This is a genomic window from Candidatus Zixiibacteriota bacterium, assembly GCA_036397555.1.
Lineage (GTDB): Bacteria > Zixibacteria > MSB-5A5 > WJJR01 > WJJR01 > DATKYL01.
The window spans coordinates 404726-420441 of sequence record DASWIS010000008.1; the positions used below are offsets into that span (position 1 = coordinate 404726).

Here is a 15716-nt window from a genome sequence, read left to right on the forward strand (position 1 = left end):
GCGGGTGCATGCACAGTTTCACTACGGCTGCGTCTCGTCGTCTCCGGACTGCTGCTCGGGCTGCTGCGCTGGTTGCTCTTCGGGCTGCGGGGGCGGGGTCTGACCCTCGGTCTGAGCGGGCTGGCCCTCGGCCGGCTCTCCGGATTCGAAGAGCTGCTCGATCGGCACATTCTGTTGTCCATCGGCGCCCGGTTGCTGCCCGGCCGGCGGCTGCGCCTGCTGCACCGGCGGCGCTAGGGGCACTTCGCCCTTCTGTACGGCTTCCTCGACGGCGCTGGAGCCCGCCTGCGAACTCGTCCCAGTGGCCGGATGCAGAAACGCCAGCGCGATTGCCAGCACCATGAATGAGGCGCCCAGGATCGAAGTCGCCTTTGACAGGAACGTAGCTGCGCCGCGTCCGCCGAAGACCGTGCCGGTCATCGACGATCCGCCGAATGCCCCTGCCAGTCCGTCTCCCTTCGACGACTGCAACAGGATGGAGATGACCATCGCAATGCACACGATCAGATACAGGACAATCACTAACGAATACACACGACCTCCTCAGATCAGCAATCGATCCAATACCTTGTCTCTTACGGCTTCGCCGCACGTATGATGGCGTTGAATTGATCGGCATCCAGCGATGCTCCGCCGACCAACGCGCCATCGATGTCCGAATCGGACAACAGACCGGCGGCATTGTCCGGCTTCACCGAGCCGCCGTAGAGTATGCGTACCCGGGACGCCAAGTCTTTCGAGTGCTTCTGCCCGATCCAGCCGCGGATAAAGCCATGTATCTCGGCGGCCTGCCGGACCGTTGCGACTTTTCCGGTACCGATCGCCCAGACCGGCTCGTATGCGATCGTTACGTTCTCCAGTGTCTGTGGTGTCATATCGGCTAAACTCTCTGCCAATTGTCGTTCAATCACCTCGTGCGTTTGTCCGGACTCACGCTCCGCCGATCGCTCGCCGACGCACACGATCGGTTTGAGTCCCGCCGACAGGGCCTTGTGCGTCTTGCGGTTGATGCCTTCGTCGGTCTCCCCAAAGAGCTGGCGCCGTTCGGAGTGACCCAAAATAACCATCCGGCACCCGGCGGTCAACAGCATGCGGGCCGACACCTCGCCGGTAAACGCCCCGGAATCGGCTTCGTGCATATTCTGGCCGCCCAGCAGGATGGCACTGCCCTTCAGCGCCTTGGCAGCAGCGCTCAGTGAGACGAATGGCGGAAAGACGGCAACGTCTATGTGCGGCCAGTCTGTTGACCGTGCCACCAATGCCGAACACAGCTCCCGCGTCCACGGGATATCACCATTCATCTTCCAATTGCCGGCAATGAGGGGGGTGCGCGTCATGTGTCAGTCGGCATCATCCAGTGCGGCCACACCGGGCAGGATCTTGCCCTCGATGAACTCTAATGAGGCCCCGCCGCCGGTGGAAACATGCGTAAAGGTGGGGGCGATTCCAAGCTGATGAATCGCGGCAACAGAGTCACCGCCGCCGACAACCGTCGTCGCCCCGGCGCGCGATGCTCGGGCGATGGCCTCGCCGACGACTTTCGTCCCTGTTGCAAAGGCGACGGTCTCGAAGACCCCCATTGGTCCGTTCCAAAAAACGGTGCCACGTTCGTTCCCGAGCTTCTCAATGGATGCTTCAAACTGGTTCGCGGTTTTGGGACCGATGTCGAAACAGGCGAGGTCTCGCGGTATAGTGCGCACATCCACCGTAGTGATGGGCGGCGTCCCAGCCCTGTCGGCTCCGGCCATGCCGTCCACCGGCAATTGAAAATCGCATCCGAGCTCACGAGCGCGTCGCAGAATACCGGCTGCCTGTTCGATCAAGTCCGATTCAACCAGCGACTGACCGACCTCGTGTCCTTCTGCCCTCAAGAACGTAAACGCCATCCCGCCGCCGATCAGTAGTCCATCGGCCTTGTCGAGCAGATGACTGATGACTTCGAGTTTGCCGGATACTTTGGCGCCGCCCAGGACGGAGTAAAACGGCCGACGAGGATTCGACAGCAGACCTCCCAGATACTCCAGCTCCTTTTGCATCAGCAGCCCTGCGACACACGGTTTGAGATGGCGCGTCACTCCGACCGTCGATGCATGGGCGCGATGAGCCGCACCGAAGGCATCGTTGACGTATATGTCACCCAAACGCGCCAAATCGCGCGAAAAAGCATCGTCGTTCTGTTCCTCTTCAGGGTGAAATCGCAGATTCTCCAGAAGGAGAATGTCCCCGTCGCTTAAGGACGCGGCGGCACGCTCGGCCTGACCGCCTGCACAATCCCGCGCGAATGACACCTTTGTTCCGAGCAGTTCTCCCAGTTTGGCTGCGACGGGCCACAGAGACATCTCCGCGAGGCGTTTCCCTTTCGGACGGCCGAGATGTGACATCAGAACCAGGTGCGCCCCCGCTTTGCTCAGTGCGCGAATGGTGGGAATCGCGGAGCGCACTCGCGCATCATCGGTGACGCGCCCGTCATCGATGGGGACATTGAAATCCACTCGCGCAAGAACGCGACGGCCCTTCACAGACGGCAGATCGGCAATCGTCTTTTTGGGCATGAACGAATCGGATCTTCGGCGCGTCAATCCGCGCCGTGAGACTGACCGGATGAAAAGTCTGACTCAACTTTTCATGCGCGGCAGAAATTGGACGACGCGGTTGGAGAATCCCCACTCGTTGTCGTACCACGACAGCACTTTGACGAGGTTTCCCTGCACGCGAGTCTCCGCCGCATCCAGGATGGACGAGTGCGGGTCGCCGACGACATCAATCGAGACAATCGGGTCTTCGCAGTAGGCGAGAATACCCTTCATCGGTCCGTCTGCGGCCCTCTTCATGGCGGCGTTGACCGAATTCTTCGATGCACTTTTGCCGACAATGCAGGTCAGATCGACCAGCGAGCCATCGGGAACCGGTGCCCGTACGGCCAGACCGTCCATCTTGCCAACCAGTTGCGGAATCACCAATCCAATGGCGCGCGCAGCGCCCGTCGACGTCGGAATGAGCGACATCGCTGCTGCGCGCGCGCGCCGCAGGTCCTTGTGCGGCAGATCGAGAATCTGCTGGTCGTTGGTGTACGCGTGCACGGTCGTCATAAACCCCGACTCGATGCCAAACTCGTCGTCGATCACTTTGGCGATCGGCGCCAGGCAATTCGTCGTGCACGATCCGATCGAGATGACTTTCTGGTTGGCGGGATTGTAGGTGTGATCGTTGACACCGATCACAAACGTTCCATCGGCATCTCCGGACGGAGCCGAAATCAGCACGCTCGCGGCACCGGCGGTCAGGTGTGCGGCGGCTTTCTCCCGCTGAGTGAACAGCCCCGTCGATTCGACCACGACGTCGACCTTTTTTTCTCGCCACGGCAATTTCGATGGGTCACGCTCGGCGGTGACAGTGAATCGCTTGTCTCCAACGGCAATACCATCGCTCTCAACATGCACGTCGACCGAAAGCCGTCCGTGGACCGAGTCATACTTGAGCAGGTGTGCCAACGTCCGTGCATCGGTGATATCGTTGACCGCGACGACATCGATGCCCGGATGTGATATTGCCGCCCGGTAGACCAGTCGCCCGATCCGTCCAAACCCGTTGATGCCGACCCTGATGCTCATGAATACCCTCCGATGCTCGATCAGCGGTAGATATAGGCGGCGCCGAAGAGAACCTGTACGCCGGAATAGTCGCGCGCACCCAGCACGTCCTTGTCGAACCGGGCGTGCTGGTATTTGACCGTGCCCAGCAGCATCACGCTGGGCCCGAGCACGATATCGACTCCGCCGCCCGCGTAGTAACCGAATTCGAAGTGCGTTTTCGAGGCGTCCACTCCGACAACGAAGTCATTGACGCGCGTAAATTCAAGCCGCTCCGTCAAGATCAGGCCGGATCCGCCGGCGCGCAGGGTCGGCTGGACTCGTAGTGTCTTCTTCGATGCCAATGGTGTCGCGACGATCCCCAGCCCAAGCGGGTAGAGCGTGGCGTTGCCGAAGTCGGAAAGTTGTGTCTCCGGATCGGTAATTTGAAACTCGCCACGGCTGATTGCCCCGGCGTTGATATCGAGATTGAACGCTCCGAACAAATGGGGGAGATAGAAGAGTTCCAGATGAAAGCCGGTTTTGTTGCCTCGCAACCGGGCATTGCCCGTCGTGATATCGGTGCCCAGTTCATTGGCAAACCACGGCCCGAGTTGGCCGCCCGCCGCGCTCTTGTGCCATAGGCCGGGCTCCGGCGGTGCGTGCGCGGCCTCCGGAGGGTGTCGCAGGGGCTGAGCGTCAGCCGTCGTGCACAATCTGGGCATCCCCGGCACGATGCCGGCCGTAACAAGCAACAGTCCTATGGCCGCTCGCATGCTCATCCGGCAGTGTCCGTCATCGGGAGTTCCAGAGCAGACCGACCGAAACCCAGACCGCACTCAAATCGACCTCGGCGTCCTGGGCGTAGTTGAACTTGCTGTACCGTGCCGATGCATCGACGGTCACGGCGTATTTGGGCCTGAAGTAAAACTCGCCGCCGACGGCAAGAAGTGCTCCGGGTGCTCCCTTAGAGCCCGGGCCATAAAACCCCGAGACATCAGGGTGAATATCCTCGCTGACTGATTCGTTGGCGAAGATCAGGGACAAGGCTGCTCGGGCGTAGATATTGTGGGGCTTTTGCCGTGGGCCGATGTCTTTCACCGCTCGTACGCCGATGGAGATCGGAATGAATACGACCTGTCCTTGTCCCAACAATGGTCTGAGCGTGTCGCTCTCTGTCTTGCCGTACACCTGGACATCCTGACGATTCGCCCATCCGAGAGCCGCTTCCGCCCACCACATTCCGCCCAAATGCATGTACCCGTAGAGCTCGACGAACGGTCGAATCTCTGCGGGCTCGGAGAACTCGGCATCAACTTCGACCTCCAGCGTGTCGCGGAATGGGTCTCCGGGCTCTCCGCTGACGACGCGCACATCCAGCCCTCGTCCCAGTACGCCGTCGACGCTCGGCTGCGGCCAGATTCCGCCGCGCAAACCGAAACGGTCTCCGCGTCGCGGCTGACCTTGCGCCCCGGCTTGTGTCGGACCCATTGCCATCAAGACGGCCAGCGCGCTCAGCCCCATACGGACAAACTGCCATCGACGCATGCGCGCTGGTCGCGTCAGTGAGGAGATGTCAACCAAAGAAGACCGCCGCTTCGTCGAAGAGCTCGCGTGGAACCGTCTTCGTTCCTTTCGCGACCTCGGCGAGTGAGACTTCGGTAATTCGATTGCCCTGGTAGCTGACCATGTACCCGAATCGTCCTTCTTCGATCAATCGAACGGCGTGAAGCCCGAAACGCGTGCACAGGTACCGGTCGAAGGCCGTCGGCGAGCCGCCGCGCTGGACATGGCCCAGCATCACCTCGCGCGACTCGATTCCGGTCCGCTCTTCGATTTCCTGTGCCAATGCCCGCCCGATTCCGCCCAACTTGACGTGTCCGAACGCGTCCTTGCCCTCATCCCGCGTGACGACATCTTCGTTGGCACGCGGCTCCTTCGATGTGATCTGCGCGCCTTCGGCGACAACGACGATCGAGAAGTCCTTGCCGCCGGCGTGGCGCTTCTTCAACAGCGAACAGATGTCGTCCATGTCAAAGGGGACCTCCGGCAACAGAATGATATCGGCGCCCCCGGCAATGCCGCCCTCCAGGGCAATCCACCCGGAGTGTCGTCCCATCACTTCGACGACCATCACGCGTTTGTGCGACTCGCCGGTAGTGCGGACACGGTCGATGGCCTCGACAACTGTGTTCAATGCCGTATCAAACCCAAAGCAATAGTCGGTGCCCAACAGATCGTTATCGATAGTCTTGGGAACGCCGACCAGGTTGATCCCCCGTCCAGCGAAATTGTAAGCGACCCCCATGGTATCCTCGCCGCCGATGGCGACGATTGCATCCAGTCCCAAACTCTTGATCCGCTGCATGGCGGCATTCATCTGTTGATCGTCGTTGGTCGGATTCGTGCGGGATGTCTTGAGAATCGTCCCGCCCAAGCCGATAATGCCGGACACCTCCGGGAGATTGACCGGTCGCGTCGAACCCTCCGGCAGTAAACCCTTCCATCCTTCGAGGATTCCGGTCACACGCCACCCGTTGTGCTTGATCGCCTTGACCACGACCGCGCGGATGACCGCATTGAGTCCCGGGCAGTCACCCCCGCCGGTCAGAATCCCGATGTGATGAGCCAATTTCGTCGCCCTCCGTTGATTAAAGCCCGTCCATCAGGGCTGTGAAGTATAGCCGATCCCTCGACTAAGTCAAGTCGGCCCATCGTTGCAACGACTTTGGGCCGTTACGGTTCCGCCTCCGCAGGCATACGCGTGGCATTCCCGCCGACAGCCGTTCCTTCGGCCAAAAACCCCTTTATTGGTCGATCAGCAATCGGTAATATGCTCGACCCACGCTATGGATGGGCAGGCAGCCCGTCGGGCGGACTGCATTACGGTACACGATTAACCATGATCAGCGTCATTATTCCCGCCGCAGGCGTCGGCACTCGGCTGCGGCCACACACTCATGCGATGCCGAAGGCGTTGCTGCCGGTCGCGGGGCAGCCCATTCTGGGCCATATCCTCGATCGTCTCGCTGATTTGCCCGAACTCGGCGCTGTGCGTGTGGTGATTGGGTTCAGGGGCGACCAGGTCGAACAATACTGCCGAACAAACTTTGACTATGAATTTCGGTTTGTCTGGCAGCAGCAACAACGAGGGCTGGGCCATGCGATCCACCTGGCGTTGGCCGATATTCCCGACCGCGACCAGGTCATCGTGATTCTGGGAGATACAATACTTGAAGTCGATCTGGCGGCATTTCTGAAATCCGGCGCGAACGTACTCGGTGTCAAGGCAGTCGATGATCCGCGACGATTTGGCGTGGTTGAGCTCAACAGCGATGGCACATCAGTCAAGCGCGTCGTCGAAAAGCCGACTGTCCCGCCCTCCCGCCTTGCCGTCGTTGGACTCTATGCCATTGCCGACACGGCCCGTTTGCGTTCGGCCCTCGACCGAGTCGTCGCCGAGAATGAGACGACCGCGGGCGAAATTCAAATGACCGATGCCCTGCAATACCTGATCGAGAGCGGCGGTAGTCTGCGCGCCGCAACGGTTGACGGCTGGTTTGATTGCGGCAAATTCGAGACTCTGCTTCAGACCAACAGGTACCTGCTGGACAAACTGGCGACGCGATACGATATCAACGGGTCCGTGGTCGTATCGCCCTGCTATATTGCGCCGACGGCCGTCATCGAGCGCTGCGTGATCGGCCCGCATGTCGCCATTGGGCGGGGAGCTACGATCACAGACAGCGTGATCGCAGACTCGATCGTCGACGAGAATGCCCAAGTCTTCCGATCGGTATTGCGCGAGTCGATCATCGGCGCCGGGGCGGTCGTCAACGGCCGAGCGCAGCGCTTGAACATCGGCGGAGAATCGGGAGTCGCGCTCACGTAACGGGCATTCTTGACTGCGTTAGAAAAACTGAGGAGTCCATGGTCAAAGACTTTGTGTTTACATCGGAATCGGTCACCGAGGGACATCCCGACAAGGTGTGCGACCAGATTTCGGATGCTGTCCTTGATGAAGTTCTGCGTCAGGATCCCAATGGACGCGTCGCCTGCGAGACGTTCGTGACTGTGGGAATGTTGATCGTCGGCGGGGAAATTACCACCAACGCGTCGATCGATGTTCACAAGCTGGCACGAGACGTTGTCCGCAGCGTCGGCTATGTCGACGGCGGCTTCAATTACAAAAGCTGCGCCGTGCTCAATGCCATCGGCCCGCAGTCGCCCGATATCAGCCAGGGTGTGGATACCGGCGGCGCGGGCGACCAGGGGCTCATGGTCGGTTATGCGTGCCGCGAGACCCCCGAACTGATGCCGCTGCCGATCATGCTGGCGCATCATCTGACTCGGCGATTGGCCACCGCCCGTAAGGAAAAGTTGCTGCCCTACCTGGGACCCGACGGCAAGTCACAGGTCACCGTCGAGTATCGCGACAGCAAACCGGCGCGCGTCGATACGGTCGTGGTCTCCACGCAACACAACGAATCGATCCTCGATTCCACGGGACAGAAAATCACCGATCGGGCGCGCAACGAAATCATTGAGACAATCATCAAACCGGTGATCGACCCCTTCCTTCTCGATGAGAAGACGACCTACTTCGTTAATCCGACCGGCAAGTTTGTCGTCGGCGGCCCGCAATCGGACACCGGTATGACCGGCCGCAAGATCATCGTCGACACCTACGGGGGCATGGCCCCGCACGGCGGCGGCGCATTCTCCGGCAAGGACCCGACCAAGGTCGACCGCTCGGCTTCGTACATGGCACGCTACATTGCCAAAAACATCGTCGCCGCCGGCTTGGCCGACTACTGCACCGTGCAACTGGCATACGCGATCGGTATCGCGCAGCCGGTGTCGGTTATGGTCTATGGTCACGGCACCGAAAAGTACCCGGGGAGGCGACTCTCCGATCTGGTCCGCAAACATTTTGACTTGACACCGCGCGCCATCATGGATCATCTGAAATTGCGACGGCCGATCTATCGACCGACCGCTGCTTACGGCCATTTCGGACGCACGGAAGAGACATTCACCTGGGAGCGCACCGACAAAGCGGACGTGTTGGCCCAGGACGCATAAGAGCGAGGACGAACAATGGACCACGATATCAAAGACATCACGTTGGCGGATGCGGGCCGGTTGCGCATCGAATGGGCCGAAAAGAACATGCCGGTGCTGCGCCTCATCCGCGAGCGCTTCGCCAGAGAGAAGCCGTTGCGCGGCGTCAAAGTCGCCTGCTGCCTGCACGTGACGACCGAAACCGCCAATCTGATGGAAACCCTCAAGGCCGGGGGCGCGGAACTGCGTCTGTGTGGCTCCAATCCGCTTTCGACGCAGGACGATGTCGCCGCGTCGCTGGTCAAACACACCAGGATCGGTGTCTTTGCCGTGCGCGGTGAGGACAACAAGAGGTATTACGCGCACATCGCCGCGGTCCTCGCGAACAAACCCAATGTGACCATCGACGACGGCGCCGACCTGGTCAGTGAGCTGCATCGCAGCAAGAACGGCACCGGTGACATCTGGGCCGGATTGGAGGAGACGACCACCGGCGTCGTGCGCCTTCGCGCGATGGAACATGAAGGGGTCCTCAAATACCCGGTTCTGGCAGTCAACGATTCGGAGACGAAGCACTTCTTTGACAACCGCTATGGCACCGGCCAGTCGACCATCGACGGGATCATCCGCGCCACCAATCATCTCATGGCGGGATCGCGTTTCGTCGTCGTCGGTTACGGCTGGTGTGGCCGCGGCGTTACCACTCGGGCACGCGGAATGGGCGCCGAGGTCATCGTCTGCGAGGTGGAACCGGTCAAGGCGCTCGAAGCGGTGATGGACGGACTCCGCGTCATGCCATTGGCACAGGCGGCCAAAGTCGGTGATGTCTTTGTGACATTGACCGGCAATTGCGCGGTGATCCGCAAAGAGCATTTCGTCAAGATGAAAGACGGCGCCGTGGTCGCCAATTCCGGCCATTTCAACGTCGAGATCGACATCGAGGCGCTGGAAAAGCTCTCGGTGAAGAAACGCCACATCCGCCATGAGGTTGTCGAGTATCAACTGAAGGACGGACGGCGCATTCATCTGCTCGGTGAGGGACGGCTGATCAATCTCGCGGCCGCGGAAGGACACCCGGCGATGGTGATGGACATGTCCTTCGCCAACCAGGCCCTGGGTGCCGAATACATCGTGAAGAATCGACGCAAACTGCCGCAGGGCGTGTTCTCCATTCCCAAACGGATCGACAAGGACATCGCGCGCCTTAAACTCAAGTCGATGGGCGTCAAGATCGACCTGCTGACTCCTGCGCAGCGCAAATATCTCTCCGAGTGGCGCGTGGGGACTTAATCCTCACCCGACATGAACTGTTCCCGCTTCAAAGCGCTCATGTTCGACTGCTATGGCACCCTGATCGACTGGGAGACGGGTATTCTCAATGCCTTGCGGCCATGGGTGCGCTGCTTGGGCCGTGATGTTACCGACAGGGAGTTGCTCGACACGTTTGCGCAGGTCGAACCCGAATGTGAACAGGCGACTCCTTTCGCGCTCTATTCCAATGTACTCCGTTCGGTTCACAGACAGATCGCCGATCGTCACGGTGTCCCGCAAGACGATTCGGCGGCGGACGCATTCGCCCGGTCGGTTGGCGACTGGCCGCCCTTTCCCGACACGACCGAGGCGCTGCGACGTCTCCGATCACGGTTCAAGTTGGTCATTGTCTCCAATGTCGACCGCGCCTCCTTCCAGCGAACGCAGGCGCGGCTGGGGGTGGCATTCGACGCCGTAGTGACGGCCGAGGACGTCGGCGCATACAAGCCCGATCACCGCATGTTCGAGCGCGCGTTCGAAGTCCTCGGCACGCTGGGGGTCGCGCGCTCAGAGATTCTGCATGTCGCGCAGAGTCTTTTCCACGACCACATTCCGGCCAAGGCGCTGGGAATGACAACCTGCTGGGTGAAGCGAGAAAAGCCGGGAGCGCAAGGCAGCGCGGTTCAGGTCCCGCCGGAGAATGTCCGTCCGGACTACACGGTCGAAGACATGGCATCTGCCGCCGACCTGCTGTTGTCGGCGTAGTCACCCAGGCATTCGGAACGCAACTTCTTCTTGTCGAAAGCGTCTCTTTAGACGACAATTGCCGCGATGGAATTGAACATCCGCCCCGTACCAACGGGCAGGGGAAGGTTGGCAATATGCTGGGACTGTTGATTATCGTCGGGTTGATCGTCGCGCTCATCCTCTGGGTCGTGTCGATCTACAATGGTCTCGTCAAGCTGCGTGTCGGGTCGGAAAACGCCTGGTCGGACATCGACGTCCAGCTCAAGCGCCGCTACGAACTGATTCCCAACCTTGTCGAGACCGTCAAGGGGTATGCCACGCACGAGCGTAAGACGTTCGAGGATGTCACTGCCGCGCGCACACGGGCGATGGCGGCCCAGGGTCCCGCCGAAAAGGCCCAGGCCGAGGGAATGCTGACCAGCGCGCTGAAGTCTCTGTTTGCCGTTGCGGAGGCGTACCCCGAACTGCGCGCGACCGAAAACTTCCAGCAACTGCAGAAGTCACTCAACGAACTGGAAGATTACATTCAGAGCGCGCGCCGTTACTACAACGCAGTCGTGCGCGACCTCAACACGCGTATCCAGCAGTTCCCGTCGAATCTCGTCGCGCGCCAGTTCGGTTTTACCGAGCGCGAATTCTTCGAACTGGGAGCCGAGGCCGAACGCACGGTGCCCAAGGTCGACTTCGGTGTCGGCGCGGCCTGACCGCGAAACGGGGGGGAATGCGCATCGTGGGTTCGTCGCGGTCTGTGTTGCTGACAGCGATCGTGTTATTGCTGGCAGTGCCGACTGCTGCGCCGGCGCGGTCGCTGGTCATCGAGTCGTTTCATTCCGACATCCGCATCAGCGAAAGCGGCCAGATTCTGGTCACCGAGACGCTGCGGCCGCGATTCGAGGGCTCCTACAACGGCATCTACCGCACCATCCCGGTCGTCTACCGCACGCCGCAGGGATTCAATTATTCGCTGAAGCTCTATGACATCCAGGCGCAGGACGCCGACGGCGACGATTTGCGCATCGAAACCGAGCGCGACGGGCACTACCTGAAGATCAAAATCTGGGTGCCGGGCGCGCGCGACGCGACACGCACGGTCAAGCTCAGCTATATCGCCCGCAACGCCCTGCAGTTCTTCGACGATCACGACGAGTTGTACTGGAACATCACCGGCGACGAGTGGGATGTGCCGATTCTGGGTGCTTCGGCAAAAATCACCCTGCCGCTCGGCGTGACCGGCCTGAAGGCGCTCGCTTACACCGGCGCGTATGGCTCGCGCGCATCGGATGCCGCAGTCGACGTCTCCGGATACTCGGTGCAGATGGCAACGACAAAGAGCTTGTCGTTCCGCGAAGGGCTGACCGCCGTCGTCGGCTGGGACAAGGGCTTGGTGAGCGAACCGACGATCCTCGACAAGACTCAAGACCTTTTGGCCGCGAATTGGCCCCTGTTCATCCAACTTTTGGTTTTCCCTTTCATGTACTGGGTCTGGTCGGTGCGCGGACGCGACCCTTCGCTGTTGCCGATCACGACCCAATACGAGCCCCCCGACGGTCTCACAGTCGCCGAAGTCGGCACGCTCATCGACAATTCCCCCGACATGCGCGACATCACTGCGACGCTCATCGACCTGGCGGTCAAGGGTTACATCGTGATCGGCGAGACCAAAGAATCGAAGCTGCTGGGGCTGGTCTCCGACGACAGTTACAAGTTTCGCATGGGAGAGAAGAAAACCGACGAGTGGGTCAAGCTCGAAGGACACGAGTGGTCGCTGATGACCGCACTATTTTCGCAGGGCGGACGCGACGGTGTCGATCTCTTCGAGCTCAAGAACGAGTTCTACCGCAACATTCCCGAAATCAAAGAGCGCGTCTTCGGCGGGCTGATGCGACGCGGCTACTACACCGGCCGTCCCGATCGTGTGCGCACCAAGTGGCTGGGTACCGCCGGTGTCACCGGTTTCATCCTGGCGTTCGGGGGAGTCGCGCTGGAGCACAGTCTGGGTGTCGCCCCGGCGGCGGCGATGGCGGCGGGAATCCTGACCGGACTGATCATCGCCGGATTCGGCTGGTTCATGCCCGCACGGACCATCCGCGGCACGCGCGCGCTGGAAAAGATCATGGGCTTTCAGGAGTTCCTGGAACGCGTCGAGAAGGACCGTCTCGAACGCATGGGCCGCACGCCCGATCTGTTCGAACGCTACCTGCCGTATGCCGTCGCGCTCGGTGTCGAAAACAAATGGACCGATGCTTTCGGCGATGTCTACACGCAGCCGCCCAAGTGGTATCAGGGCACCTGGACCCCCGGCGCAGGCCGCTTCGCCTTCCATCCCGCGCTGCTGACCGCCAATCTCGGTCGCATGTGCGACCGCGCCGGAAGCGTCATGTCATCGGCCCCGCGTGGCCGCGGCGGCTCGGGCTTCAGCGGCGGCGGCGGTTTCTCCGGAGGTGGCGGAGGCGGCGGCGGCGGCGGAGGGTTTTGAGATTTTGCCTTTGGGAGGGCGAGGCTTCCGCCGAGCCTGCTCTCCAGCGCCGTTCAGGCTCAGCAAAGCTTCGCCTTCCCAAAGCTACTTCCTCACCAACGCCAGAATCACAACGCCGAAGACCAGCGCTATCACGTTCGGCCCCCACGCGGCGAGCCACGGTTCGAGTTCGCCATTGTGGCCAAGTGAGCGGAAGACTTCGTAGAGCACGCGCACCACAAACGTAATCATCATGGCGATGCCGAAGTTCAGCGCCATGCCGGTCTGCCTGGTGCGTGAGGCGATGGGAAACCCGATCAGGATGACGATGAGGTTGATGAAGGGAAATGCCAATCGCAACGCCAGCTCGGTTTCTTCGGTGGAGGTTTCATTTCCTGCGCGCCGCAAGCTGACGATGGCGGCCTGCAACTGCCCGTAACGCAGTTGATTCGCCACGACGCGTTTGCGCACCATATCCTCGGGCGTCTCGGTCCATTCCGGAAACGGCATCACCTCGACCATCGCATATTGCACCGCCGAATCGGCGCGCTCCGAAAAGATGCGATGTTCGACCGCGGTGCCGACCCAGCCGTCGCCGGTGTACTTGACTTCCTTCGCTTCGATCGATTCGACGAGGCGCCCATCACGCATGGTCTGCACGGAGACATGAACGCCGGTATTGGATCGAGTGTTGAATGTCTTGAAGAAGTACACCCGTCCGCCGCCGCCGCTGACGAAGAGATCTTTGAGAAGCATCTCCGGCTGTTGGGAGCGGCCCCGGATGTACAGCCCGCGCATCTCGCCGCGCCGGGTCTCGAATTCCGGATACACGGTCTCACCGACAACAAACACTCCGGCCACGACGAGCAATCCCATCGACAGAAACGGAATCGCCAGCCGCCACAGTGACAACCCGGCGGCGCGCATCGCGAGCAGCTCATTGCGCTTGGCGAGAAACCCGACGGCAAACAACGTGGCCAGCAGCACTCCGATGGGCATGATCAGGATGACGATGTACGGCGAGTAGAAGTAGTAGTACAGCGCAATCGATGCGGCCGGAACATCCTTATCGATAAACTTGTCGAGGTTCTCCACCAGATCGACGATCAGGAAAACGGCCCAGAACGCGGTGATCGCCCACGCGAGATTGAAGAAGAACTTTCCGATCAGGTAGCGATCGATGCGTTTCATGGAGAACTCACACGCTCCGACAAGGGCATCATGCCGTTGACCGGGCCCGCACCCGATCTGCTGTCCGTGGCTGTGCGGCGCCGCGGCCAGGACGGCAGCAGATTCGCTTCATTGGTGACCGACCACAACAGCCAGACGCCGACCAGCGCGATGAAGATATCGGCGGTCCACATCGCCACGAATGGCGTTATGATACCGCGGTCGGCCAGGTCCTCGCCGCCGATGAGAAACGCCCAGTACAACAGAAACAGCCCCAGCGAGATCCCCAGCCCGCTGCCGATGCCGCCCCGACGGGTCCGCACACCGAGCGGCACGCCGATCAGCGCGAAGGCAACGCACGCGGCCGGGATTGAGTACTTCTTGTAGATTTCGATGCAATACTGATCGATCAGCCGCTGCTGGTTGCGGATCGCCGACGCCTCACGTTCGATGATGCCGCGGATGCGCTTGACGCGATCCGAAGCACGGACGAGGGCCTCCTGCTGGGTCTCCGCGCGATCGAAATCGGCACGGTCCTCCGGCAGCGTATAATCGGTGACCGGTTCCTGCGGCGGACCGATCATGATCCCGCTGACCATGGTGGAGCAGGCGTTGTTGATGATCGCATACCGAGCGCCGATCGCCTCGCGCCACACGGCGATGTCCTGCTGCATTTGCTGAGCCGACTTCTCGCGGTCGGTCCGGTAGCGCGATTCGGTGCGCGACCATTCATCACTCGCGCCCGAAAGGTAAAAAGTCTGCGATTGAAACACGGTCCGCCGATACTTGCGAATATCGCCGGGGTCGCGTTCGTGGATTTCACCGTCGCGCAGACTGAGAATCAACGTGTTGCCGTCGGCGGAAAACTCCATCGACCCGTCCCTGGCGACCACCGTGCGTGGGTCATTGCGATTCTTCAAGTCGAAGATCGTCACCCCGGCGATATCCGACGAGCGTTGGTCGATGGTTTCGATCAGCAGGTGGTATCCGGGAATCCGATCTTCGATCACACCCGCCTTCAGGTCAAGGGTCGGGCGTTTGCGGCGAATGTCCGACATCAGCATGCGCGCCTGGTGATTGGCATCGGGAAGAACCTCGTTGTTGAAAACAATCAGGCCCCCGGCCAGCACGGCGGCGACGATCAGAACCGGTGCGATCAAGCGGTAGACCGAGAGGCCCGCCGCCTTCAACGCCAGCGCCTCCGAATCGGCCGCCAATCGCCCAAAACCCATCAGCGCGCACGACAAAACCGCCATCGGAATCGCCAACGCCGCCATCCACGCGAGATTCAGGACAAACACCTGAGCGATGATCGAAATCGGCAGTCCCTTGGACACGACCATCTTGACCACGTCCGGCACAAAGTCGGTCACCAACACCAGCATGATGACCACCAGCGCCAGCCAGAAGGGTCCATGCAACTCGCGCAAAACGTATCGGTCGATGCGTTGCATGCTCGG

Annotated in this window: 15 protein-coding genes; 6 read left to right on the forward strand and 9 right to left on the reverse strand. The window is 60.8% G+C overall.

Annotated features, from left to right (window positions below; all coding sequences use genetic code 11):
- Positions 1 to 21: 21 nt before the first annotated feature.
- The 7 genes from secG to VGB22_03270 all read right to left on the reverse strand — a co-directional run bounded on the left by secG (position 22) and on the right by VGB22_03270 (position 6201).
- Positions 22 to 534, reverse strand: a complete 513-nt coding sequence (secG, locus tag VGB22_03240; protein ID HEX9750293.1) for a preprotein translocase subunit SecG — start codon at positions 532 to 534, stop codon at positions 22 to 24.
- Positions 535 to 575: 41 nt separating this feature from the next.
- Positions 576 to 1337 (reverse strand): triose-phosphate isomerase, encoded by a 762-nt coding sequence (tpiA, locus tag VGB22_03245; GenBank protein ID HEX9750294.1) that lies wholly within the window; start codon positions 1335 to 1337, stop codon positions 576 to 578.
- 3 nt (positions 1338 to 1340) lie between these two features.
- Positions 1341 to 2552: a phosphoglycerate kinase gene (locus VGB22_03250; protein HEX9750295.1), complete on the reverse strand. Its 1212-nt coding sequence runs from the start codon at positions 2550 to 2552 to the stop codon at positions 1341 to 1343.
- 63 nt (positions 2553 to 2615) lie between these two features.
- Entirely contained in the window at positions 2616 to 3611 is a 996-nt protein-coding gene (gene gap / locus VGB22_03255; protein HEX9750296.1) for a type I glyceraldehyde-3-phosphate dehydrogenase, read from the reverse strand.
- 20 nt (positions 3612 to 3631) lie between these two features.
- A complete protein-coding gene (locus VGB22_03260; GenBank protein ID HEX9750297.1) occupies positions 3632 to 4345 on the reverse strand; it encodes a hypothetical protein in 714 nt (237 codons plus the stop codon).
- Positions 4346 to 4364: 19 nt separating this feature from the next.
- Positions 4365 to 5117: a hypothetical protein gene (locus VGB22_03265; protein HEX9750298.1), complete on the reverse strand. Its 753-nt coding sequence runs from the start codon at positions 5115 to 5117 to the stop codon at positions 4365 to 4367.
- Positions 5118 to 5145: 28 nt separating this feature from the next.
- A complete protein-coding gene (locus tag VGB22_03270) occupies positions 5146 to 6201 on the reverse strand; it encodes an ATP-dependent 6-phosphofructokinase (protein HEX9750299.1) in 1056 nt (351 codons plus the stop codon).
- Positions 6202 to 6471: 270 nt separating this feature from the next.
- Between VGB22_03270 and VGB22_03275 the strand changes: the two genes are divergently transcribed.
- The 6 genes from VGB22_03275 to VGB22_03300 all read left to right on the forward strand — a co-directional run bounded on the left by VGB22_03275 (position 6472) and on the right by VGB22_03300 (position 13107).
- Complete coding sequence (locus VGB22_03275) at positions 6472 to 7461, forward strand: sugar phosphate nucleotidyltransferase (protein ID HEX9750300.1); 990 nt, start codon at positions 6472 to 6474, stop codon at positions 7459 to 7461.
- A 38-nt stretch (positions 7462 to 7499) separates the two neighbouring features.
- Positions 7500 to 8654 (forward strand): methionine adenosyltransferase, encoded by a 1155-nt coding sequence (gene metK, locus VGB22_03280; protein HEX9750301.1) that lies wholly within the window; start codon positions 7500 to 7502, stop codon positions 8652 to 8654.
- 15 nt (positions 8655 to 8669) lie between these two features.
- Entirely contained in the window at positions 8670 to 9923 is a 1254-nt protein-coding gene (gene ahcY / locus VGB22_03285) for an adenosylhomocysteinase (protein HEX9750302.1), read from the forward strand.
- A 12-nt stretch (positions 9924 to 9935) separates the two neighbouring features.
- The gene (locus tag VGB22_03290) at positions 9936 to 10649 is read left to right on the forward strand and encodes a haloacid dehalogenase type II (GenBank protein ID HEX9750303.1); all 714 of its coding nucleotides are present in this window, start codon (positions 9936 to 9938) and stop codon (positions 10647 to 10649) included.
- Between the two features lie 116 nt (positions 10650 to 10765).
- Positions 10766 to 11335 (forward strand): LemA family protein, encoded by a 570-nt coding sequence (locus VGB22_03295; protein ID HEX9750304.1) that lies wholly within the window; start codon positions 10766 to 10768, stop codon positions 11333 to 11335.
- Between the two features lie 17 nt (positions 11336 to 11352).
- Positions 11353 to 13107 (forward strand): DUF2207 domain-containing protein, encoded by a 1755-nt coding sequence (locus VGB22_03300; GenBank protein ID HEX9750305.1) that lies wholly within the window; start codon positions 11353 to 11355, stop codon positions 13105 to 13107.
- Positions 13108 to 13191: 84 nt separating this feature from the next.
- Here VGB22_03300 and VGB22_03305 read toward each other — a convergent pair whose 3' ends face one another.
- Both VGB22_03305 and VGB22_03310 read right to left on the reverse strand, forming a co-directional pair.
- Positions 13192 to 14277 carry an LptF/LptG family permease gene (locus VGB22_03305; GenBank protein ID HEX9750306.1) on the reverse strand — a complete coding sequence of 362 codons (1086 nt, stop codon included), beginning with the start codon at positions 14275 to 14277 and terminating at the stop codon, positions 13192 to 13194.
- A complete protein-coding gene (locus VGB22_03310) occupies positions 14274 to 15710 on the reverse strand; it encodes an LptF/LptG family permease (protein HEX9750307.1) in 1437 nt (478 codons plus the stop codon). The genes VGB22_03305 and VGB22_03310 overlap by 4 nt, the downstream gene beginning before the upstream one ends.
- Between the last annotated feature and the right edge of the window lie 6 nt (positions 15711 to 15716).

Excerpts from the sequence above, each read along its gene's own strand:
- tpiA (HEX9750294.1), bottom strand. The coding sequence starts at position 1,337 with ATGACGCGCACCCCCCTCATTGCCGGCAATTGGAAGATGAATGGTGAT.
- VGB22_03250 (HEX9750295.1), bottom strand. The coding sequence starts at position 2,552 with ATGCCCAAAAAGACGATTGCCGATCTGCCGTCTGTGAAGGGCCGTCGC.
- gap (HEX9750296.1), bottom strand. The coding sequence starts at position 3,611 with ATGAGCATCAGGGTCGGCATCAACGGGTTTGGACGGATCGGGCGACTG.
- VGB22_03260 (HEX9750297.1), bottom strand. The coding sequence starts at position 4,345 with ATGCGAGCGGCCATAGGACTGTTGCTTGTTACGGCCGGCATCGTGCCG.
- VGB22_03265 (HEX9750298.1), bottom strand. The coding sequence starts at position 5,117 with ATGCGTCGATGGCAGTTTGTCCGTATGGGGCTGAGCGCGCTGGCCGTC.
- VGB22_03275 (HEX9750300.1), top strand. The coding sequence starts at position 6,472 with ATGATCAGCGTCATTATTCCCGCCGCAGGCGTCGGCACTCGGCTGCGG.
- metK (HEX9750301.1), top strand. The coding sequence starts at position 7,500 with ATGGTCAAAGACTTTGTGTTTACATCGGAATCGGTCACCGAGGGACAT.
- ahcY (HEX9750302.1), top strand. The coding sequence starts at position 8,670 with ATGGACCACGATATCAAAGACATCACGTTGGCGGATGCGGGCCGGTTG.
- VGB22_03290 (HEX9750303.1), top strand. The coding sequence starts at position 9,936 with ATGAACTGTTCCCGCTTCAAAGCGCTCATGTTCGACTGCTATGGCACC.
- VGB22_03295 (HEX9750304.1), top strand. The coding sequence starts at position 10,766 with ATGCTGGGACTGTTGATTATCGTCGGGTTGATCGTCGCGCTCATCCTC.
- VGB22_03300 (HEX9750305.1), top strand. The coding sequence starts at position 11,353 with ATGCGCATCGTGGGTTCGTCGCGGTCTGTGTTGCTGACAGCGATCGTG.
- VGB22_03305 (HEX9750306.1), bottom strand. The coding sequence starts at position 14,277 with ATGAAACGCATCGATCGCTACCTGATCGGAAAGTTCTTCTTCAATCTC.
- VGB22_03310 (HEX9750307.1), bottom strand. The coding sequence starts at position 15,710 with ATGCAACGCATCGACCGATACGTTTTGCGCGAGTTGCATGGACCCTTC.